The following is a 20780-nucleotide window of genomic DNA, read 5'->3' as shown; positions in this document are numbered from 1 at the left end:
ACACCCGGTAACCTGAGCAGGTGACCGGCCCGCAATCGTCGTTCAGGCTCGGGTATGTCCCGGGGGTGACGCCCGCCAAGTGGGCGCGGATCTGGCAGGAGCGGTCCCGCGGGATACCGCTCGACCTCATCCAGGTCGCCAACGCAGCGGCCGTCGCGCTCGTCCGGAGTCGCGAGCTCGACGCCGCGTTACTCCGCCTGCCGATCGACCGGACCGGGCTGCACGCCATCCCCTTGTACGTCGAGACGACGGTGGTTGTGGTCCCGAAGGACCATGTGGTCACGGCGGTCGAAGAGGTGGCCGCGGAGGACCTTGCGGACGAGCTGATGCTGCACCCGCAGGACGACGTACTGGATTGGGCGGGTCCGCCGGGGCGGGTGATCGACACGCGGCCGGCGACTACCGCGGAGGCCATTGAGCTCGTCGCAGCCGGCACCGGGCTGGTCGTCGTACCGATGTCGGTGGCGCGGCTGCACCACCGGCGGGACCTCACGTACCGGCCGCTGCTGGAGGCGCCGGAGTCCGGGGTCGCGTTGGCGTGGCCGGAGGACGAGACGACCGAGTTGATGGAGCAGTTCATCGGCATCGTCCGCGGGCGAACCGTGAACAGCAGCCGCGGATCCGCGGAGAAGCCGGCCCAGAAGGCCACACAGAAGGCCGATCGGAAACCTCCCCAGCAGCCACCCCGGAAGGCGGCGCGCCGGCGCGGCAGACCTCGCCGCTAGCATTCGGTTGAGCATTCAACTATCATGGTCGGTGACCGACGATGAGAAGGAGTGCGTGATGGCGATCTTCCGGTTGAACCACGCAGTGCTGTACGTGCGCGACCTGGCCGAGAGCGTCGCCTTCTACCGCGACGTGCTCGGCTTCGGCTACACCGAGACCGGGGACGCGTTCCGCGGCGCGGCGTTCCTGCGCGCACCGGGCTCCACCAACGACCACGACCTCGGGCTGTTCGAGCTCGGCGCCCAGGCTGCGCCGTCCGGCGCCGGGCGGACCACGGTCGGGCTCTACCACCTGGCCTGGGAGGTGGACACGCTCGGCGACCTCGAGGACCTGGCCACCACGCTGTCCGACGCCGGCGCGCTGGTCGGCGCCTCGGACCACGGCACCACCAAGTCGCTGTACGGCAAGGACCCGAACGGGCTGGAGTTCGAGATCGTCTGGATCATCCCGGCGGACCTGCTCACCGACGAGGACAAGCAGAAGGCCGGCGTCGGAAGGCTGGACCTGGCCGCCGAGCTCGCGAAGTACGGCCGCGAGGCCCGCAGCGGCGTCGGCATCTCCCGCGTCCTGGGCTGATCAGCCGACGATCCCCGCGGAGATCCGCAGGGAGTTGGCGAGCACGGTCAGCACGGGGTTCACGCCGCCGTTGGTGACGTGCGTCGAGGCGTCCGCGATCCACACGTTGCCGTGCCCCCAGACCCGGCCGTGTGGATCGGTGACGGAGCGCGCCGGATCGTCACCCATCCGGCAGCTACCCGCCTGATGCTGCCCGGCGCTCGCCTGCTGCGTGCTCCCGACCCCGCCGACCGCCGTACGCACCGCGCCCGCCTCGGCGAGCCACTCCCGGGCCTTCTCGCTCATGAACTCCTGCGCCCGGACGTCCTCCGGATGAATCGACCCGCTGAGCACGACGACCGGATTCCCGAACCGGTCGACGACCCTCCGGTCGACCCGCACCCGGGAGTCCGCTGACGTGACCTCCTGGATCGGCCCCACCACTCGCATCATCCGGCGCACCTCACGCCGCATCGCCTGCTTGCCCGCCGCACCGGCGCGCGGGATCAGGCCCGCGGCGGTCAGATAGTCGTACGTCGCAGCCGGCGTCGGCACGAACTCGTTGGCCAGCATCCCGCCGCCGACGATCCCGTCGTTGCCGTGCCGGAAGTCGCAGGTCGCGATCGACACCCCAGGACCAACCAGATCGGCGACCTCGTCGTCGAACAGCCCGACTGCCCCGGCGTACACGTGCGCCTGCAGGTACCGGCCGACCTGATCCTGGTTGTTGCCGAGCCCGTCGGGTTCACCGTCGTGCGCGCTGTTCAGCAGCAACCGCGGCGTCTCGGTCGCCCCCGCGGCCACGACCACCTCGGCGCAAGCGACCGTACGGCGCCACACCTGTCCGCCGTCGTACCCGGCCAAGGCCACCCCGACGACGCGACCATCCGAAGACGTGACCATCCGCTCGGCCGTCGCCTCGGTCACCAACGTGCACCGACCCGTCGCGAGCGCGGCGGGCAGTGCGGTGTTGTGCGTCCCGCTCTTCGCCTCGACCGGGCAAGCGAAGCCAACGCACTGACCACAGCGCACACAGCCGGCTCGCCCTTGGTAGTCGACGGAGTTGATCAGCAGCGGTACGTCGAGCGTCCCCCAACCGAGCCGATCAGCCGCAGCTGCCAATCGCTGCGCCGGAGCGGTCTGCGGCATCGCCGGCATCGGCAACGGGATCGACCGCGCGTCGTGCCACGGGTCCACTCCCCCGCCGCTCACGCCGAACCGCTGCTCGGCGAGGCTGTAGTACGGCTCCAGGTCGTCGTACGTGATCGGCCAGTCCGCCAGGCTGCTCCCGTCCGGAACCCCATAGCCGCTGGCCATCGTGAAGTCGCGCGGGACGAACCGCCACGCCTGCGCGCCGTACACCCGTGTCCCGCCGCCGACGGTGAAGGCGTTGTTGCCCCAACCGGGATCAGGTGGCAGGACAGTACGTCGTACGCCGTCGACGACCGAGATCCGCGGTCGTCCGTGCGGATCAGGGTCGGTCGGGGCGGGGAGGGCGGACCAGGACCGCGGGTTGCGGAGGTGATCGTGGCTCAGCGACTCGGTCGACGGATAGCGGCCGGCTTCGACGACGAGCACCGAGCGGCCGGACTCCGCGAGTACCTGGGCGGCGGCGCCACCGCCCGCGCCCGAGCCGATGACGATCGCGTCGTACCGGTCATGCAGTTGGGTCCAGGGCGTGATGGTCAGCTCGGTCTGGACGACCGGCACGTCGGCGGTCCCCCAGCCGACCATCGTCCAGGCGGCCGATTGGTTGCCGGAGGCATCATCGTTCGCGTAGTACCCCTGTGCCACCAGGCGGATCAGCCAGGCCGCGTCCTCGTCGGCCAGCAGCGCGTCGAGGTCCGGCTGCTCGCCCGCGACCTCCAGAGCGCGCTCGACCCGTGGCCGCCAGTCGGGCCGATCCTCCGCGAGCACTCGCTCGACAAACGCCACCGCACCGGCGTCGGCCGCTGAGGGGAACTCGTCCGCCGGAACAGCCACCTCGGCCAACCGCCCGAGCACCATCCGCTGCCACTCCGAGAGCTCAGTCACCCGCACCACAATAGGCTGGCCGGCATGTTCGAACTGACTGGTCTCAGCGCAATCGTCACGGGCTCGAGTCGCGGCATCGGATTGGCCATCGCACGAGCCCTGCTCAGCCAAGGGGCCGCCGTACTGATCAACGGCTACGCGCCCGAGGAGACCTCGGAAGCCTTCGAGTTGCTGCTGGCCGAGTATCCGGATCGGGTCGCGGCGCTGGCCGGCGACGTCAGTGACGCCGACCTGTCGCAAGCTCTTGTGGACGGAGCAGTCAAGGCGTTCGGCCGGCTGGACCATGTGGTGTGCAACGCCGGGATCGACATCATCAAGCCGGCGGTCGACTACACCCCGGACGAATGGGACCGCATCCTCGCGGTCAACCTCCGCGGCGCGTTCCTCCCCGCCCAGGCCGCCGCCCGGCACTGGATCGCGCAGGGCCAGGGCGGCTCGGTCACCATGACGTCGTCGATCGCCGGGCAGGTCGGCATCCCGACGCTGACGCCGTACGCGGCGAGCAAGGGCGGGATCAACCAACTCGTCCGCACCCTCGCCGCCGAGTGGGCCGCCCACGGCATCCGGGTGAACGCGATCGCTCCCGGCTACGTCGCGAACATCATGGACAGCGTCACCGCGCACGACGACCCCGCCTCGGACCAGCGGATCAACACCTTCACCCCGCTCGGCCGCCGCGCCACGGTCGACGAGATCGCCGCGCCGTACGCCTTCCTGGCCTCCCCCGCGGCCGCCTACGTCACCGGAGCCATTCTGCCGGTCGACGGCGGCTACACCGCGAGCTGACTTCTGTACTTGTGGGTCCATTTTTGCCGAGCCACCATGCAAGGCATGGCACTTGATCACTACTACCTACTCGGCCGGTCCGGACTGCGCGTCAGCCGACTGGCCCTCGGCACGATGAACTTCGGCACCGGCGGCTTCCACGCTCCCTACGGCAAGACCGAGGCCGAGGCACGCGCCATCTTCCGCCGGTACGTCGAGTCCGGCGGCAACTTCATCGACACCGCCGACTTCTACACCGCCGGCGAGAGCGAGACGATCCTCGGCACCCTGATCGACGAGGCCGGGCTCCGGGACCGGATGGTGCTCACCAGCAAGTTCACCAACAGCGTCGACCCCGGCGACCCGAACGCGGGCGGCAACGGCCGCAAGCAGATGATCCGGGCGGTCGAGGCGTCCCTGCGCCGGCTGCGCACCGACTACCTCGACCTGTTCCTGCTGCACACCTGGGACCGGATCACTCCGGTCGAAGAGGTCCTCCGCACGTTCGACGACCTCACCACCGCCGGCAAGATCCGGTACGCCGGTCTGTCCGACGTACCGGCCTGGTACGCCGCCCGCGCCCAGACGCTCGCGGACGCGCAAGGACTGGCCCCGATGGTCAGCCTGCAACTGCCGTACTCGCTGGTCGAGCGGACGATCGAGACGGAACACGTCGCGGTCGGCCAAACGCTGGGGCTCGGCATCACCGCGTGGAGCCCACTCGGCAGCGGATTCCTCACCGGCAAGTACCGGCGCGACGACCAAGGGCTCGCGGGCGACGGCCGGCTGACCGGGGACGGCGCGACGGGTCGGACGTGGACCGATCGGCATTGGGACCTGTTGAAGACGGTCGAGACGGTTGCGGACAAGCTCGGCGTGACGATGGCGCAGGTCGCGCTCAACTGGGTGGCAACGCAGCCGGGCGTCGCGTCGGCGATCGTGGGCGCGAGCAGTCCGGCGCAACTGGACAGCAGTCTGGCCGCTCTCGACTTCGAGCTCCCGGCGGAGCTGCGGGCGGTCCTCGACGAGGCCAGCGCCGTACCTCCGGAGTCGGTGTACCGGATGTTCACGCCGGAGTACCAAGGCTGGCTGGTCAGCCCTGGCGCGAAGGTCGCCGACAAGCCCGCCGGCTACCACCCGCCGGTCGTCAACTGGAGCTGACGCGCAGGTAGTCGAGGCAGAGGTCCAAGGCGTACTCGAGGTGCTTGGACGACCCCGACGACATCAGGATGACGACCCCGCCCTGGATCGCGGCGATCAACGCGGCCGCGGCTCGGTGATCAGCACCCCGAGCGGGCAGGTCACCCCTTGCCGCCGGTACTTCTCGACGACCACGTCCCGCCAGTCGTCCCACGCCGCCCAGGAGTCCAGCTGCCCGAGCTGCGGCTCCTGATCCTCGAGAACGCGCTCAGCCTCACGCTCGGCCACCGCAAACAGCAACTGCTCCTTGCCGTCCGGGAAGTAGTGGAACAGCTGGCTCTTCCCCGTGCCGCTCCGCCGCCCGACGTCGTCGAGCGTCACCGCCGCGATCCCCCGCTCCCGGATCTCCGCTGCCGCCGCCTCGACGATCCGCCCCCGCGTAGCCATCCCTTTTGCCGTCAGCACACGCCAACTGTACCGACCGGTCCACTCGGTCCAGGGGCGTTTCGGTGCAGTGCGGTGCGGGCACTGGCCAGTTGACCGACGATTCGGAGGTTCTTGCATGCCCGTTGTCGGATGGCACGCGTCGCACGAACAGATCGCGCCCAGTCAGTTGCTGCGAGACATCCAGGCAGCCGAGCAGGCGGGGTTCCAGGCCGCGTGGTCCTCCGACCACTTCACCCCGTGGAGCCGGCGCCAAGGTGAGTCCGGCTTCGCGTTGTCGTGGCTCGGGGCGGCGATGGCGACCACGTCCTTCCCGGTCGGAGTCGTCAGTACGCCGGGACAGCGGTACCACCCCGCAATCGTCGCGCAGGCTCTGGCGACGCTGGCCGAGATGTTCCCGGGCCGGCTGTCGGCCGGGTTCGGCAGCGGCGAGTTCATGAACGAGCACATCACCGGCGAGCCCTGGCCCCACAAGGACGTCCGCAACGCGCGCCTTAAGGAGTCCGTCGCCGTGATCCGCGCGCTGCTGACCGGCGAGGAGGTCACCCACCACGGCCTGGTGGAGGTCGACCGCGCGAGGTTGTGGACGCTGCCCGAGCAACAGCCGCGGATGCTCGCGCTCGCAGTCAGCGAGGCGACCGCACGGTGGGCGGCCGAGTGGGCCGACGGCCTGGTGACGATCTGGCAGCCGCCGGGGCTGCTGAAGCGGATCGTGGCCGCGTTCCGGGAGAACGGCGGCGAGGACAAGCCGCTCGCGGTGCAGATGCACGTGAGTTGGGCGCCCGACGAGGAGCAGGCACTGGACATCGCCTTCGACCAGTGGCGGTCCAACGTGTTCGAGGCGCCGCTGTGCTGGAACCTCGCGACCGCCGAGGAGTTCGACCTCGCGGCCAAGTACGTCCAGCCCGAGGACATGTACCGCAGCGTGGTGATCTCCTCGGAGGCCGAGCGATTCATCACCTGCGTCCGTGAGGCGGTAGACCTCGGTTTCGACGAGGTCTACCTCCATCACGTCGGCCAACAGCAGCAGCCGTTCATCGAGACCTTCGGTCGGCGGGTGCTGCCCGAGTTGATCTAGAGGCTGGTGCGGAACGGCCCGGTGACCTCGTAGGTGATGCCGCCGCTGCTGGAGCCGCTGGTCCCGCGCTGGGACGAGAAGTAGAGCCGGTTGCCTGCCGGGTTGAACGCCACCCCGCAGAGCTCCGAGCCGGACTGGCCGGTCACCCGCAGGAACGGCGCGACGATGTCGTTCGGCGTGATGATGCAGATCTCCATGTTGCCGCCGTCCTCGGCGACGTACAGGTCACCGACGGTCGCGCCGGTGATGTTGTCGACGCCGGTCAGCGGCGGGTTGCTCGTCAGGTTGTCGTCGTACGCGATCGCGATCGTGTTGTTCACCGCGTTGTAGGCCCAGACCCGGTTGTCGCCCTTGGTGGTGAAGAAGCAGGTGCCGTTGCGGTAGTAGCAGCCCTCGCCGCCGTTGAAGATCTTCATCCCGGAGACCTGCTTGCGGGTCCGGGTCGGGCTGCCGTCGGGGTCGGGGACGGTCACCCAGGACAGGGCGCCACCGGACTCCCGCAGCACCTGCAGGGTGCCCGACGACAGGTTGCCCCAGGTCGCCGGGACGAAGCGGTAGAAGCCGCCGTCCGGAACGTCCTCGGTCAGGTAGATCACTCGCCGGTCCGGGTCCACCGCGGCAGCCTCGTGCGAGAACCGGCCGAGCGCGGGCCGTCGTACGGCGGCCGTCGCGCCGGTCGGGTCGGTCTCCCAGATGTAGCCCAGGTCGGTCTCCTCGCCGGACAGCCACGTGCCCCACGGAGTCGCGCCGCCCGAACAGTTCCGCGTCGTACCGGACAGGATGCGGTAGGCGCCGGTGATCGCGCCGCTGCTGTTGAACCGCAGCGCGCTGGCGCCGCCGCTGCCGCTACTCATCTCGGAGTTGGACACGTAGATCCAGCCGGTGCCGTTCGGGAAGCACGCGCCGCCGTCCGGTGCGCTGTGCCAGGTGTAGCCGGTGCCGGACACGGTCTGCGTCGACCGCGCGAGCACCCGGCTGGTGAAGCCCTGCGGAAGCATGATGCCCCTCGCGTCGGCTGCCTGCAGGCCGCCGTACGGGCTGGGTCCGGTCTTGGCCGGGAAGGCGAGCGCCTCCGGCGCCACGCTGAACCCGAAGGCCACCGATGTCGACGTGCCGATCACTGCCGCGCGAAGAAAGGTACGACGGTCCACGACTGCTCCTCACAACGTTGGGCGGTTCTGTTGTGACGCACAGTCAACCGGAGCGGACATGAACTCCGCCCGGGGTGCGCAGTGAACCCGAAGGCACGGGACGGCGACCGATTGACTGATAGATAGCGGGTATATATTCTTGCTATCCATGCGGTCGCTGTTCCTGGCGTTGCTGGCCGACGAGAGCCGGTACGGCTACGAGATCAAGCAGGCCCTCGAGCAGGAGTTCGGGGAAACCCTGCCGGCGCTGAACGCCGGCCAGATCTACTCGACCCTGGCCCGGCTGGAGCGCGACGGCCTGGTCGTCGGCGAGAGCGTCGAGGGCGACAGCCGGCGCAAGCGCGTCTACGAGCTCACCGAGGCCGGGCGGGCGGCGCTGGCCGACTGGATCGACACCCCGGTGCCGGGCGCGCGGCTGAAGGACGAGTTCTTCATGAAGCTGGTGATCCTCGCGTCCGCCGGGCTGGCCGATCCGAAGGCGCTGATCGCCGGCCAGCGGCGGGAGTACCTGCAGTCGCTGCGGGACCTGGACGCGATGCTCGCGACCGACGGTGCCCGGCCCGCCGCGGAGCTGCTGGCCGAGGGTGCGGTCCTGCACCTCAAGGCCGACCTGGAGTGGCTCGACCTGATCGAGCAGCGACTGCCGATGCGGGAGGGGTCAGCGTGACACAGGTGCTCGAGGCGCACGGCCTCGCCAAGACCTACGACACCGGCGACACGAAGGTGCTCGCCGTTCGCGGTGTCGATCTCACCGTCGAGCGCGGCGAGTTCGTCGCGATCATGGGACCGAGCGGCTGCGGGAAGTCGACCCTGCTCAACCTGCTGGCCGGGCTTGACCGGGTGACGTCCGGCGAGGTGTGGCTCGGCGGCACGCGGATCGACCAGCTGAGCGAGACCGCGCTGGCGCGGCTGCGCCGGGACCGGATCGGTTTCGTGTTCCAGTTCTTCAACCTGATGCCGACCTTGTCCGCGATCGAGAACGTCGAGCTGCCCCTGCTGCTGATCGGCCGGCGCCGGAAGGAGGCCCGGGAGACGGCGGCCGGACTGCTGAGCGACCTCGGCCTCGGCGACAAGTACGACGCCGCGCCCTCGCAACTGTCCGGTGGCCAGCAGCAGCGCGTCGCGCTCGCCCGCGCACTGGCGAACACCCCGGACATCCTGCTCGGCGACGAACCGACAGGGAACCTCGACTCTGCGGCCGCCCGCGAGGTGCTCTCGCTGCTCCGCGCCGCACGCGATCGCGGCCAGACCCTGCTGCTCGTCACCCACGACGCCCGGGTCGCCGCTGCCGCGGACCGCGTGATCACCTTGCGGGACGGTCTGGTGTTCGACGACACCGAACTGCAGGCGGCACGACCGGTGACCCTACCGTTCGACGGCCCGCGATGACCGGCACGTTGATCAGGCTCGCCTTCGCCGGCATCCGCTCCCGGCTGCTGGCGAGTGTGCTCACGGTCCTGCTCTGCAGCGCCGCTGCCGCGACGATCGTGCTCGCCCTCGAGGTCGGCGCGACCGCGCGCGATCCCTGGCAGCGCACGTTCGACGCAGCCACCGGTGCGCACGTTTTCGCGAACGTGGCGTCCGCAGAAGACGCGCGCCGGATCGCGAACCTCCCCGGTGTCGCCGAACGCGACGACCCGGTGCCGAACACGAACACCGCGTTGATCGGCCGCGAAGACCGGTTGCAGCTCGCAGCCCCACCGTCCGCACCACAGATCGGCAAACCGGTCGCGATCGACGGATCGGTCAACCCCGGCAACGGAATCGTGCTGGAGCGCAGCTTCGCCGACGCCCTCAACCTGGGCGTCGGTACGACGATCCGCCTCGCAACACCGGATGGCTCGATCGAGCTCCCCGTCGTCGGTACGGCGGTCTCCCCCGCCCAACCGCGCTACCCGCGCCGCAATCCCGGACTTGCCTGGATCGCACCCGCCACCCTCGAACGGATCCAGCCGGACAGCACGCGCTGGCGCTGGACCGAGGCCGTCCGGCTCACCGATCCGACCGCGGCAACCGCGTTCGCCGAACGCGCCGCCGCGGCAGCACCACCTGGCACCACCTCCTTCGAGACCTGGCAGGACCAACGCGACAGCGCTCTGCAGGACGCAGCGCCGACCCGGCTCGTGCTGACGACGTACACGATCGTCTTGCTGGCTGTGGTTTTCGCGGTCGTGGCGATCCTGGTCGCGGCCCGCGCGAGTGCCCAGCATCGCGAGATCGGATTGCTGAAGGCGATTGGTGTCACGCCTCGTCAGGTGACGGTGGTCTTCGCGCTGGAGTCCGCTGCACTCGGGCTGCTCGCGGTGGCGATCGGCTTCGCGGTCGGCGTCGTACTCGCGCCTCAGTTGGCCGCGTCGAGCGGCGCGACCATGCTGGGATCGCCAACGATCGCCGCGAATCCCTGGCATCTCCTGGTCGCTGCCCTCCCGGTGCTGATCGTGCTGATCGGGAGCGCGAGTTCGTCGACCCGGCGGAGCACCCGGTTCAGCACGCTGCACGCGATCCAGTCCGGTGCGCCAGTGCCTGCCGGCCGGTCTCGTCTTGCCCGGCTGACCAGTCGGCTGGCGCTTCCGGTCCCGCTCTCGCTCGGCCTCAAGGACCTGCTGACCAGGCGTCATCGGGCGGTTCGGTTGGCGGGCGCGATCGCGGTGACCGGGGCAGCGATCGTCTTCGCGTTGTCGATGCAGGCGAACCTTCAGGCGCGTACAGCGGGCACGGTCAGCGATGTCCCTCGCGAGCTCCCCGTTCTCGTCTACACGCTGGACGCCGTACTCCTGCTGATCACCGCGACGACGTTGGTCGCGGTCGCACTGCTGTCGGTCCGCGAGCGCGTCCGCGACTACGGCGTACTCAAGACCATCGGCCTCACGCCGCGCCAGATCGCCGGCAGTCTGATCAGCGCCCACACCGCCTTGGCCGTGATCGCGGCCATAGTGTCGATCCCGACCGGCATCGCCCTGTACGTCGTCGTCTACGCAATCGCCGGCGGCAGCAGCGCCGACCGAGTCATCGCCCCCTGGTGGTGGCTGGCCCTGGTCCCGGTCGGAACCGTCCTCCTCGTCATCCTCGCCACCACCCTCCCCGCCCGCCTGGCCACCCGAATCCCACCCGCCGACGCCCTCCGCTACGAGTAGCCCTCAGAGCTGACGGGCGATCGTTTGGGCGCAGGTCAGGGATTCGGTGTGGGTGGTGTCGACTTCCAGGTCGTACTTGACGCCTTCGTGGACGATGTCTGCTTGGAGGGCGGCCATGCCGATGACGCGGTCGCCGCGGGCGAGTTCGCGGCCGGTGGCGACGTCGGCTGAGCAGCGGACGCCGACCCAGAGGACGTCGAGGTCGCCGAGGGCGTCCTTCCAGCGTTGCTGTGAACCGCCGCCGCCGAGGAACACGTCGTCGACGATCACCCGCGCGCCGGCCCGGCACATCGCGACGATCCCGGCCACCCAGGCCGCGTCGAGCCGCCGGAAGTCCGGTCCGACGGCGATGTCACCATCCGGCTTGAACTCGATGCCGGCGTCCGAGTCCCGCATCGCGGCCGGCAGGGCGTCGACGAAGTCGTCCACCCCGAAGGCCAGCCACGGCTCCGGCAGCACCGCCTGCAGGCAGCGCACGATCCCCGTCTTGCCCGAACTCGACCCGCCGTTCAGCACCACCAGCTGCGCAGTCACGGCCCAAGGCTAGACGGACGACTGCTCGTCAGCCTCCGGTTTTCGTCACAGTAGGCCGCTCTGCCGCTGCACCTGGTCGACGATCTCCTGCGCGATCTGGCGCAGTTTCGTGTTACTGGTCTGCGAGAGCCGGGCCAGGAACGCGAACGCCCGCTGCTCCGGCATCTTGTACCGCTCCATCACGATGCCGATCGCCTGACCGATCGTCGTCCGGGTCCGGACCGCCTCCTCGAGGTTGTCGATCTCGCGGGCGTACTCGATCGCCGTCGCGGACTGGTGCGCGAACAACGCGGCCAGCGACTCGAAGTCCTCGAAGGCGCCGGCGTCGTGCGCGTACAGATTGAGGGCGCCGTTCGCCTTCGGCGCGTCGAACAGCCGCAGCCCGGCCTGCGCCCGGATACCGGCCGCCACGGCGATCGAGCCGTACTTCGGGAACCGCTGATCGACCGCCAGATCCGGGGAGATGATGTGGACCGAGTCCTGGGCAGCCTGGTAGCAAGGCCCCTCGCGCAACTCGTACTGTGCCGCGTCGAGCGGAAGCAGCAGCTCGTGTGTGGGCGCGACGGTCTCCAGCCGTTCGTCCTCGTGCAGCACCGTGATACTGGCGTACTGCACCACCGGCAACAGCTCGACCGCCGCCTGCGTGATGTTGCTCAACGTTTCGTCGAGCGCACGCGGCGTCAGCGACTTGGAGAGCTGTCGCATTGTTTCGACAAGGAGTTCGTCACGCATACAGACCCCGGTACCCCACGAGCCCGCAGGATGAACGGAACCGCCAGGAGCTGGATACCTGCACCGACGATGTACGACGATCCGTAGCCCCAGACATCCGCGGCCCGACCAAGCGCCGGCTGGATGACCACCCCACCGCCCGAGGCGAGCAGACTGTCCGACGAGAGCACGGTCGCGCGCTGCGCGGACGGGATCAGTTCGTTGAGGTACGCCTGCCGCACCGGCGTGACCGCCGCGAACAGCACTGCCCACACGGCCAGCAAGCCCAACGCACCCCAGAAGCTGGACGCCAGCCCGATCAGCACGAGCACGACGACGACTGTCCCGGTCGCGGCCAGCATGACCGACGTACGGCGACGGAACACACGGGCCAGGTACGACGCCGAAGCCCCACCCACAATCTGCGCACCAGCAACCAACCCGGCACTCAACCCGGCGATCGCATACGAGTCGCTGCTGCCGTAAAGCTCAAGCAGATAAGGCTGAGCGGCATAGAACCCGTACACGCTCACACCGGCCGTGAACGGCGCGGCGAGCATCACCCAGCGCACCGGCGGGTTCAGCAGCCCGTGGTCCAGCGACGCCCGCAGGATTCCGCGCATCTCCGCGACGACCGACACCCGCGGCTTCGGCGTGAACCCGACGTCGTGCATCGCCCGCCACGCCACCACGAAGGTGACCCCGAGCAGTGCCGCGCGCACGGCGTACGGAACACCGAGGTTGGTCAGCTGCGCGAGCACACCGCCGCCGATCGACCCGGCGAGCATCGCGATCCCATTCGCGATCTGCCCCTTGGCGAACGCGGCGTCGAGCGAGCCCGTGTACCCGGTCGCGTTCAGGCCGTCGACCAGCCACGCCTCGGTCGCGCCGCTGAAGAACGTGAACCCGAGTCCGAGCAGCGCGGACGCGACCGCCCAGGCGGCGAACGGCGCCCCGGTCTGCCACATCAGCAGATACAGCAGCGTCGACCCGAGCAACGTGATCGTCCCAAGGAGGTACGACGTACGCCGTCCGACCGTGTCCGCGACCACGCCGGTCGGGACCTCGAACAGCACCATCCCGACGGTGAAGAACGCGTTGGCGGCGAACGCCTCCCCGATGCTCAACCCCGCATCGAGCAGGAACAGCGTGTTGACGCCCCAGATCATCGACGACGCAGCCGTCGACACCACCATCAGCGTGATGTAGGTCCGCAGTACCTGTTCCGGCCTGGTCATCGGGCACCTCCTCCGTAGTCATCTGCTACGTCGGAGCCACCGCGACGATCTCTACAACCAGGGTGGCAAGGGTTCCGCAGGCGCCCCGTCAGCCGTGGTCACGCTTTCATACGGGCGACCGGCCAGGTACGCCGCTACCTGCGGCAGCGGACCGTGCACCTCGGGTACGTCGCCACGGTTCGTGCGGATGTCGGCACACAGCTCCTCGAGGAAGTCCGCCGGCAGATCCGCGAACGTCACGCCGGTGCCGAGGTCGACCGCGTGGATCATCACCTCGCGACTGCGCAACCACGGGATCGCGGTCGCCGGGACCTCGCGGCCCTGCGCGGTCAGCACCTGCGCTTGCCACTGCTCGTCGGTCAGCGTCGCCATCGCCTCCGCCAACTCCCGTGCGGAGGCGTCGAACCAGGCGAGCAGCTCGTCGGCCGGCCGGACCGCGTTCGCCTCGATGTCCGCGTTCCGCTGCTCGGGCGAGGAGTACATCCGCCGCTCCTCGCCGGTCCGCGCCCAGTGCACGAGGTTGCCGAGGGCCTGCGCGTTCAGCGCGAGGTGCGCGGCGACATGCTTCCTGGTCCAGCCGGGCAGCTGCGACGGACCGTCCAGCTCCACGAGGGCTTTGCGGCTCAGCGCCGTACCCTCCGTGACCCAGCGCATCACCCGGGCACCACGCGGTTCTCGAGCCGGCCGATGCCTTCGATCTCGGTGACGACGGTCTCGCCGCCCTGCAGGAAGATCGGGGGTTTGCGGGCGTGGCCGACGCCGCCGGGGGTGCCGGTGGCGATCAGGTCTCCTGGGTTGAGCCGGATCATGGTCGAAACGTACCTGACCAAGTCGACCGGGTCGAACAGCAGGTCGCCGGTGGTGTCCTTCTGCATCACCTGGTCGTTCACCTGACAGCGGATGTCGAGCGCGGGCCGCGGTCCACCGACCTCGTCGGGCGTCACCAGGTACGGACCGACCGGGGTGGTCGAGTCCCAGTTCTTGCCCTGCAACCACTCCCGGGTGCGGAACTGCCAGTCCCGGCAGGTGATGTCGTTCAGCACGGTGAACCCCGCGATCGCGTCCACGGCTGCCGCCTCGTCGGCCCGCCGTACCTCGCGGCCGATCACCACGGCGAGCTCGGCCTCCCAGTCGAACATCTCGGTCTCGGCCGGCCGGCGGATGTCGTCGTACGCACCGATCAAGGTGTCGGCGAACTTGCAGAACAGCGTCGGGTACTCGGGCAGGTCCCGCCCCATCTCCTGGATGTGGTTGCGGTAGTTCAGCCCGACGCACACCACCTTGCTCGGCCGCGGCACCAACGGCGCGAAGTCCGCCCCGGCCGCCGCGTACTCCTTGCCGTCAGCAACTTCAGCGCCGGCGAGTACGGCGCCGACGTCCGGCGCCCCGAGGTCGATCAGCACGTCGCCCTCGACCCGTACGGCGGTGGTCCGGCCGTCGACCCGAATCGTTGCCAGCTTCACCGGCCGACCTCCTCGCGGAACAGGTTGAGCTTGCTGAAGATCGGCGCGTCGCTGAACTGGAACAGGTCGAGCGCCCCCGAGTCCGAGTCCGAAGCCGACGCCTGCGACGACACCGACAACGGCATCCAGGACGGTACGACGAACAGGTCGCCGCGCGTCACCGACCAGGAGAAGTCGCCGACCGTCACCCGTCCGGACCCGTCGAACACCTGGTACACCGACGACCCGGTCTCCCGGCGCGGCGCGGTCTCGACCCCCGAAGCGATCCGGTGGAACTGGACCCGGATCGTCGGCAGCACGTCGCCGGCCGTGGTCGGGTTTGTGTACCGGACGACCGCATGCCCGTGCTCGACCGTGCTCGAATAGCCCTCCCGTTCCAGGTCCAACTGGTCGGTCAGCGCAGCGTCGGTGTCGGCCCACCGGTAGCACAGCAGCGGACTGCCCTCGACAGGCTTGAACTGCGACACCGGCACCAGACCGGGGTGACCCCACAACCGTTCCGAGCGGGACCGGTCCGGTGTCGCGTGTTCCTCGTCCGACAGGTGCTCGCGGCCGAAGTCGAAGAACTGCGACTCGACGTCGTACTGGAACGGGATGTCCAGCCCGTCGATCCAGGCCATCGGCTCGGCGGCCGAGTTGTGGTGCGCGTGCCAGTTCATCCCAGCCTGCGGGAGGAAGTCGCCGCGGCGCATCGGGACCGGGTCGCGTTCGACGACCGTCCACACGCCTGCGCCTTCGACCACGAACCGGAACGCGTTCTGGGTGTGCCGGTGCTCGGGCGCGTCCTCCCCCGGCATCAGGTACTGGATCGCGGCCCAGAGGGTCGGCGTCGCGTACGGGCGTCCGCCCAGGCTCGGGTTCGCCAAGGCGATCGCCCGGCGCTCCCCGCCGCGGCCGACCGGCACCAGGTCGCCGGACCGGGCGGCCAGCTCGACCAGGTGCTTCCACTCCCACCGGTGCGGCTGGGCCTTCGACGTGGGCTGCTGCGGCATCAGGTCGCCGATCCGGGTCCACAGCGGTACCAGCAGCTCCTTCTCGAAGCCGCGGTACAGATCCTCCAGCTCAGGAGTCGCCGGCGGCTGATCGGGCCGGTCCTCGGCGGTCAGCTTCACAGGTGAGTCGGTCATGGCCTCACCCTGCGCCGGTGCCGCGTCTGCAGAACAGAAGATTCTGTCCTGCAGAATGACTCCATGGCCCGGGAGATGAAGAACCCACCGGCGTACGGCGTTGTCAGCGTCGACCACGCGCTCCGCCTGGCGGTGATCCTGCAGGTAGAGGGACCGCTCACCGTGGCAGCCGCGGCCGAGCGGCTCGGTGTCGCGCGGTCGACTGCCCACCGGCTCCTGTCCACGCTGGTCTACCGCGACTTCGCCGTACAGGACGACGATCGAAGCTATCGCGCCGGCCCGGTCCTGGAGGTCGCGGCGACCACACACTCCGGAATCGGCGCCATCCGGGCGGCCGCGCTCGGGCCGATGCGGACGCTGGTCGACACGCTCGACGAGACCGTCAACCTGAGCATCCGCACCGGCCGGACGATCCGCTTCATCGCGTCGGTCGAGTCGACCCAGACACTGCGCGTCGGCAGCCGCGAGGGCATGGTGCTCCCGGCGCACCACTCGACTGGCGGCCTGGTGATGCTGGCCGCGCTGACCGACGAACAGCTCGCCACGTTGTACGCCGACGAGGACGTCGACTTGGCCAAGCTGCGGCGCGAGCTACGAGCGGTACGACGTAGCGGGATCGCGATCAACCGGGAACGCACCGAACGCGGGCTGATCGCCTTCGGCCACGCGATCACCAACTCACAAGGCGACACGGTGGCCGCGGTCTCGGTCTCGATGCCGAGTGCCCGTTACTCCCCCGCTCGCGTCGAGCAGATCGCGCCGGCCCTCAGCGCCGCGGCCCTGAACATCTCCGCGGCGCTGTAGCACCCTTCCTCAGGCCTTGGTGGCGATGGCGACCAGGTACTCCCAGTCGCAGGCCAGCGTCCCGTCGGTGGAGTGGTTCGACGCGTTCGCCAGCTCGATCAGGTCGGCGCGGAAGGCCTCGCGGCCGTCCTCGCCGACTCGCTCGGCCGCCTTGTACGTCGGCCCGTAGTAGGTGATGAAGAAGTCCGCGAAGTGCTCCGCCGACGTGAACCGCTGGGTCACCTTCTGCACTGTGGTTTCGATCGAGCTGACCCGGTCGCCGTACAGCTCCCGGAGCACCTCCTCGGTCCCCCAGCGGGTGGGCGGCAGCGCACCGGGCGGCGGCGCCGCGTGCTTGCCGACCGTCTTCAGCAACTGCCCGATGAACCCGGTCGGCGTCCAGCTCGCCAGGCCGATCTTCCCGCCCGGCTTGGTGACGCGGACAAGCTCGTCCGCCGCCTTCTGATGGTCGGCCGTGAACATCACGCCGATCGCGGACATCACGTAGTCGAACGAGTCGTCCGCGAACGGCAGGTCCTCGGCGTCCGCCGTACGGAAGTCGACCGTGAGCCCTTCGGACTCGGCGCGACGCTCGGCGTGCGCGATCAGCTCGGGCACGTAGTCGATGCCGGAGACGACCGAGAACCGTCTCGCCGCGGCGAGCGCGACATGTCCGGTCCCGGTCGCCACGTCCAGCACGGTCGCGCCGGAATGTGGGTCGACTGTGGTGACCAGCGTCTCCGCGACCGGCACGGTCACCCACGCGATCTTCGCGTAGTCACCGCTCCCCCAGGTCGCCCGCTGCTTGGCCTTGATTTCCTCGAAGGTGGTGGTGCTCATACTGACAATTCCCTCCCTAGGTGAACACGCCGGCCCGGTAGTGGGTATGGCGCGATGATCGGCAGGTACGGCGCAGGATCGCCGTCCCACTCGTACGCGCGGATGTCCGGCTCACTGCGGCGCCCGGTGATCGCGCGGAACAACTCGTTGTGATCGGCAACCACGGTGACTGCGGGGTCGCCTGACCCCAGCACCCAGCCCTTGTCGCCGTCGGTCAACCGCAGGGCCGGAAGCCCACGGTCGATGATCCGGGCCTGCAGCCAGTCCCGGTACGCCGCGAACCCGTACTGCGTGATGGGCGCGGACGGATCGGTTTCGAGGCCGAGCGCCTCGTGCAGGTCCGCGAGATGGACGGACAGGTCGCCGACCGGTGCCGAGAGCAACCATGACGGGCCGTCGAAGACCAGGCCTTCGCCGCGGCGCATCAGCGTGACCAGCCGTCCACCGTACTCGTCGAACTCGCGCAACACGGACTCGATCGGCCGGCCTGTCCGGGTGGACACCTGACCGGCGGTCCACGCGTCGCGCTGCGCCGCGAGCTCCGGATCCCGCCAGGTGTCGATCGCGTCCGCGAAGTAGGTCCCGCGGAGCGAGTCCTCGGCGATCCCGGCCAGGTGGGCGATCAGGTCCCGCACTGTCCATTCGGGACACGCGGGGACCTGCAGCGCGAGGCGTTCCTCGTCGAGGTCGAGGGCCAGGATCTGCCGGTGGCCGTCGTCGTACGACCAGGCGGCGTTCCAGCGTCTCATCCGCTCGCGGGTGTTGACCCGCGACGGACGGACTTGCTTGGTGAACGTGTCCAGGAACTCCTGGCCCGCCACGGGATCCGAGGCCAGGCCCGAGAAGTGCCCGGCGGCCTGACCGCGTGCGAACGCGGCCAACCGGTAGGACCATTCGTAGAACTCGGCGGCCCGCTGGTCGCGCCAGTCCTGGTACCCGTCCAGGTCGCCGCCGGCGGCCAGCGTCGTACCGATGTACCAGGCCTGCTCGATTGCGTCGCCGATGCCCTGCGCGGTCACCGGATGCTTGAAGTGGCCGGCGTCGCCGAGCAGCGCCCAGCCCGGGCCGGTCGCCTGCCGGTAGTAGCCGCGGAGCATCGTCTCCGGGACCACGACGATCGGCGAGATCCGCTCGGCGCTCTCGAGCAGCCGGGCGTTCAGAACCGCCGGGAACTGGTGCAGCGCGGCCAGATAGCGCTCCTCGCGTTGCGCCGCCGAACCCCGGGTGATCTCCGGCGTACCGGTCACAGACAGCAGATGGATCCCGTCCTCGCACGGCACCGACATCAACGCCGCTTGCTCGTGGACGTCGATGTGGCACCAGTCCGACGGCGGCAATCCGCGCCAGTACGCCAGCAGGAACGCCATCTCGCCGCGCTTCTCGTCCGTCGCCGGCACCCCGAGTCGCCGGGCCACCGTCGACACCCGTCCGTCCGCCCCGAACACCCAGGTGGACTCGATCCGTTCGCCGGTGTCGAGTACGACGCCTTGGACCGGATCGTCACCGATCAACGCCGACACTTCGACGCCGGCGCGGAACTCGACCCCGGATGCCTTCGCGACCTCGACCAGGGCGTTGTCCAGCGTGATCCGCCGTACGCAGGTCGCCCGGTCGTAGCCCCCGACCGGCGTGAACCCGCCGGCCACGGCATGACCGAGCACCCGCCAGCTGAACTTGACCATCCGCAACTCGTGCGAAGCCCGGAGCTCGGCCAGGACCCCTAGTTCGTCCAGGCGCTGGAGCGTGTCCGGGAACATCACGTGCGTGGACACGGTGTCGCTCGGGAACTGATCGCGGTCCAGCAACAGGACTCGCCAGCCGGCCCGGGCGAGCAGCGTCGCGAGCGTCGAACCCGCGCACCGCGCGCCCACCACGACAGCGTCGTACCGCTCGGTCATCGCACACCCACCTTCAGACGGGCGGCACTCCGATCATCGGTTGCGGTCACAACCACGGCAAGAAGCAGCGGTACGGCGAGCGCGACGCCGACGACCGTCCAGCCACCAAGCGCGAGCCCCAGCCCACCCAGTACGGCGCCCGCCAGGTAGCCGGCCTGCATCGACGCGGCCCGGACACTCATCGCCTGCAATGGACCGACGCCGGCCAGGTCGAGCCCAGCCGTGCTGCCCGCCATCATGCGCACCCCGGCGACGAACGCGGTGACCGCCCACATCAGCACGGAGACGCCGAATGACGGTCGGACCGCTCCTAGGGCCAGTGCAGCTACGACCAGTGCAGAACCGGCAGCAAGCACCATGGGCCGGGCCGCGCGGTCGACCCAGCGCCGGGCCAGGAACGTGGCGACGACGTAGGCGATCGCTCCGCCGCCGAGCGCGATACCGGTCGACGAGGTCGATGCGCCATGGGCGTCCGTGAGCAGGGTGCCGACGTAGACGAGTACGCCGGACCACCCGCCGTACGCCAACAGCTCACCGACCGCCCACCGAGTGGCACCTGGACCGCGGAAGATCGATCGCACAGAGGTCGGTGCAGGTTCCGGCGTACCCCTCTGACGCCGGGAGACTGCGGAGAGGGTGACCACGCTTGCGACGAGTGGCACCAGCCAGGCGAGTCGCCAACTGTGCTCGCCGAGAAGGCCGATCAGCGGCATCCCGGCGATCCAGGCGCTCGGTGCGCCGACCATCGCCCACGACAACAGCTTGGAACGCTGCCCTTCCGGCGCCCAACTGCCTGCAGCGGCCAGTCCGCCGGCCAGGACCAGCGACACACCGCCACCGAGGACGATCTGGGCAGTGGCGAGCCAGGCGAAGGACGGCGCGAGCACACTGGCCGAGGCGGCGATGGACAGCAAACCGAGTCCGACCTCGAGCAGTCCGCGCAGTTCCCAGCGGCGCTTGCTGATCACCAGGCCGATCGCGACGAGTGCCGCGGCGACCCCGGACAGCGACCGGAGCTGGCCCGCCGCGGCGGGTGAGATCCCGAGGTCGGCCGCGACCTCGGACAGAACCGGCGTCAGCACCAGGAGGCTCGACTGCGCCGCGAAAAGCGATCCGAACAGCCTCGCACTGTCCGCCGCTGGAGATTGGTTCATGCCGG

The 20780-nt window shown here is 69.7% G+C and carries 21 protein-coding genes; 9 read left to right on the top strand and 12 right to left on the bottom strand.

Annotated elements, in window-relative coordinates:
* Positions 1–20: 20 nt before the first annotated feature.
* Together ACIBL3_RS15305 and ACIBL3_RS15300 are read left to right on the top strand one after the other, a co-directional pair.
* On the top strand, positions 21–725 hold the full coding sequence (locus ACIBL3_RS15305; RefSeq protein ID WP_396353921.1) for a LysR substrate-binding domain-containing protein: 705 nt from the start codon (positions 21–23) through the stop codon (positions 723–725).
* 31 nt (positions 726–756) lie between these two features.
* Positions 757–1302: a VOC family protein gene (locus ACIBL3_RS15300; protein WP_396353920.1), complete on the top strand. Its 546-nt coding sequence runs from the start codon at positions 757–759 to the stop codon at positions 1300–1302.
* On the opposite strand, the gene ACIBL3_RS15295 is transcribed toward ACIBL3_RS15300, so the two are convergent.
* Entirely contained in the window at positions 1303–3315 is a 2013-nt protein-coding gene (locus ACIBL3_RS15295) for a GMC oxidoreductase (protein WP_396353919.1), read from the bottom strand. It lies immediately after the preceding gene.
* Between the two features lie 24 nt (positions 3316–3339).
* Here ACIBL3_RS15295 and ACIBL3_RS15290 point away from each other — a divergent pair, with 24 nt between their 5' ends.
* Together ACIBL3_RS15290 and ACIBL3_RS15285 are read left to right on the top strand one after the other, a co-directional pair.
* Positions 3340–4101, top strand: coding sequence for an SDR family NAD(P)-dependent oxidoreductase (locus ACIBL3_RS15290; RefSeq protein ID WP_396353918.1), 762 nt, complete (start codon positions 3340–3342; stop codon positions 4099–4101).
* Between the two features lie 45 nt (positions 4102–4146).
* On the top strand, positions 4147–5241 hold the full coding sequence (locus ACIBL3_RS15285) for an aldo/keto reductase (RefSeq protein ID WP_396353917.1): 1095 nt from the start codon (positions 4147–4149) through the stop codon (positions 5239–5241).
* 96 nt (positions 5242–5337) lie between these two features.
* Here ACIBL3_RS15285 and ACIBL3_RS15280 read toward each other — a convergent pair whose 3' ends face one another.
* A complete protein-coding gene (locus ACIBL3_RS15280; protein ID WP_396353916.1) occupies positions 5338–5685 on the bottom strand; it encodes a TetR/AcrR family transcriptional regulator in 348 nt (115 codons plus the stop codon).
* Here ACIBL3_RS15280 and ACIBL3_RS15275 point away from each other — a divergent pair.
* On the top strand, positions 5567–6742 hold the full coding sequence (locus tag ACIBL3_RS15275) for a TIGR03885 family FMN-dependent LLM class oxidoreductase (protein ID WP_396353915.1): 1176 nt from the start codon (positions 5567–5569) through the stop codon (positions 6740–6742). The two genes, ACIBL3_RS15280 and ACIBL3_RS15275, sit on opposite strands and share 119 nt — an antisense overlap.
* Here ACIBL3_RS15275 and ACIBL3_RS15270 read toward each other — a convergent pair.
* Complete coding sequence (locus tag ACIBL3_RS15270) at positions 6739–7893, bottom strand: alkaline phosphatase PhoX (RefSeq protein WP_396353914.1); 1155 nt, start codon at positions 7891–7893, stop codon at positions 6739–6741. The genes ACIBL3_RS15275 and ACIBL3_RS15270 overlap by 4 nt on opposite strands.
* Positions 7894–8041: 148 nt before the next feature.
* On the opposite strand from ACIBL3_RS15270, the gene ACIBL3_RS15265 reads away from it, so the two are divergent.
* Genes ACIBL3_RS15265 through ACIBL3_RS15255 form a run of 3 tightly spaced genes read left to right on the top strand, consistent with a single transcriptional unit; the run spans position 8042 to position 11027 of the window.
* Positions 8042–8560: a PadR family transcriptional regulator gene (locus ACIBL3_RS15265; RefSeq protein WP_396353913.1), complete on the top strand. Its 519-nt coding sequence runs from the start codon at positions 8042–8044 to the stop codon at positions 8558–8560.
* Positions 8557–9282, top strand: coding sequence for an ABC transporter ATP-binding protein (locus ACIBL3_RS15260; RefSeq protein WP_396353912.1), 726 nt, complete (start codon positions 8557–8559; stop codon positions 9280–9282). The genes ACIBL3_RS15265 and ACIBL3_RS15260 overlap by 4 nt, the downstream gene beginning before the upstream one ends.
* Positions 9279–11027: an ABC transporter permease gene (locus tag ACIBL3_RS15255; protein ID WP_396353911.1), complete on the top strand. Its 1749-nt coding sequence runs from the start codon at positions 9279–9281 to the stop codon at positions 11025–11027. The genes ACIBL3_RS15260 and ACIBL3_RS15255 overlap by 4 nt, the downstream gene beginning before the upstream one ends.
* 3 nt (positions 11028–11030) lie before the next feature.
* On the opposite strand, the gene cpt is transcribed toward ACIBL3_RS15255, so the two are convergent.
* Genes cpt through ACIBL3_RS15225 form a run of 6 tightly spaced genes read right to left on the bottom strand, consistent with a single transcriptional unit; the run spans position 11031 to position 16100 of the window.
* Positions 11031–11561 carry a chloramphenicol phosphotransferase CPT gene (gene cpt / locus ACIBL3_RS15250; RefSeq protein ID WP_396353910.1) on the bottom strand — a complete coding sequence of 177 codons (531 nt, stop codon included), beginning with the start codon at positions 11559–11561 and terminating at the stop codon, positions 11031–11033.
* A 45-nt stretch (positions 11562–11606) separates the two neighbouring features.
* Positions 11607–12266 carry an ANTAR domain-containing protein gene (locus ACIBL3_RS15245; protein ID WP_396353909.1) on the bottom strand — a complete coding sequence of 220 codons (660 nt, stop codon included), beginning with the start codon at positions 12264–12266 and terminating at the stop codon, positions 11607–11609.
* Positions 12242–13510, bottom strand: a complete 1269-nt coding sequence (locus tag ACIBL3_RS15240) for an MFS transporter (RefSeq protein ID WP_396353908.1) — start codon at positions 13508–13510, stop codon at positions 12242–12244. The genes ACIBL3_RS15245 and ACIBL3_RS15240 overlap by 25 nt, the downstream gene beginning before the upstream one ends.
* A gap of 51 nt (positions 13511–13561) precedes the next feature.
* Positions 13562–14164 carry a maleylpyruvate isomerase family mycothiol-dependent enzyme gene (locus ACIBL3_RS15235; protein ID WP_396353907.1) on the bottom strand — a complete coding sequence of 201 codons (603 nt, stop codon included), beginning with the start codon at positions 14162–14164 and terminating at the stop codon, positions 13562–13564.
* Positions 14164–14973, bottom strand: coding sequence for a fumarylacetoacetate hydrolase family protein (locus ACIBL3_RS15230; RefSeq protein WP_396353906.1), 810 nt, complete (start codon positions 14971–14973; stop codon positions 14164–14166). Before ACIBL3_RS15230 ends, ACIBL3_RS15235 begins: the two co-directional genes overlap by 1 nt.
* Positions 14970–16100: a cupin domain-containing protein gene (locus ACIBL3_RS15225; RefSeq protein ID WP_396353905.1), complete on the bottom strand. Its 1131-nt coding sequence runs from the start codon at positions 16098–16100 to the stop codon at positions 14970–14972. The genes ACIBL3_RS15230 and ACIBL3_RS15225 overlap by 4 nt, the downstream gene beginning before the upstream one ends.
* A 63-nt stretch (positions 16101–16163) precedes the next feature.
* On the opposite strand from ACIBL3_RS15225, the gene ACIBL3_RS15220 reads away from it, so the two are divergent.
* Positions 16164–16904 carry an IclR family transcriptional regulator gene (locus tag ACIBL3_RS15220; protein ID WP_396353904.1) on the top strand — a complete coding sequence of 247 codons (741 nt, stop codon included), beginning with the start codon at positions 16164–16166 and terminating at the stop codon, positions 16902–16904.
* 9 nt (positions 16905–16913) lie between these two features.
* Here the strand turns inward: ACIBL3_RS15220 and ACIBL3_RS15215 are convergent, their stop codons facing one another.
* From ACIBL3_RS15215 to ACIBL3_RS15205, 3 genes are read right to left on the bottom strand one after another with little or no spacing between them, the layout of a single operon-like run.
* A complete protein-coding gene (locus tag ACIBL3_RS15215; protein ID WP_396353903.1) occupies positions 16914–17723 on the bottom strand; it encodes a class I SAM-dependent methyltransferase in 810 nt (269 codons plus the stop codon).
* On the bottom strand, positions 17720–19621 hold the full coding sequence (locus tag ACIBL3_RS15210) for an FAD-dependent monooxygenase (RefSeq protein WP_396353902.1): 1902 nt from the start codon (positions 19619–19621) through the stop codon (positions 17720–17722). The genes ACIBL3_RS15215 and ACIBL3_RS15210 overlap by 4 nt, the downstream gene beginning before the upstream one ends.
* Entirely contained in the window at positions 19618–20775 is a 1158-nt protein-coding gene (locus tag ACIBL3_RS15205; RefSeq protein WP_396353901.1) for an MFS transporter, read from the bottom strand. The genes ACIBL3_RS15210 and ACIBL3_RS15205 overlap by 4 nt, the downstream gene beginning before the upstream one ends.
* Positions 20776–20780: the final 5 nt, after the last annotated feature.

This window comes from Kribbella sp. NPDC050124 (genome assembly GCF_044460355.1).
In the GTDB taxonomy this organism is placed as follows: Bacteria; Actinomycetota; Actinomycetes; order Propionibacteriales; family Kribbellaceae; genus Kribbella.
This window is presented reverse-complemented; position numbering and strand designations above follow the sequence as displayed.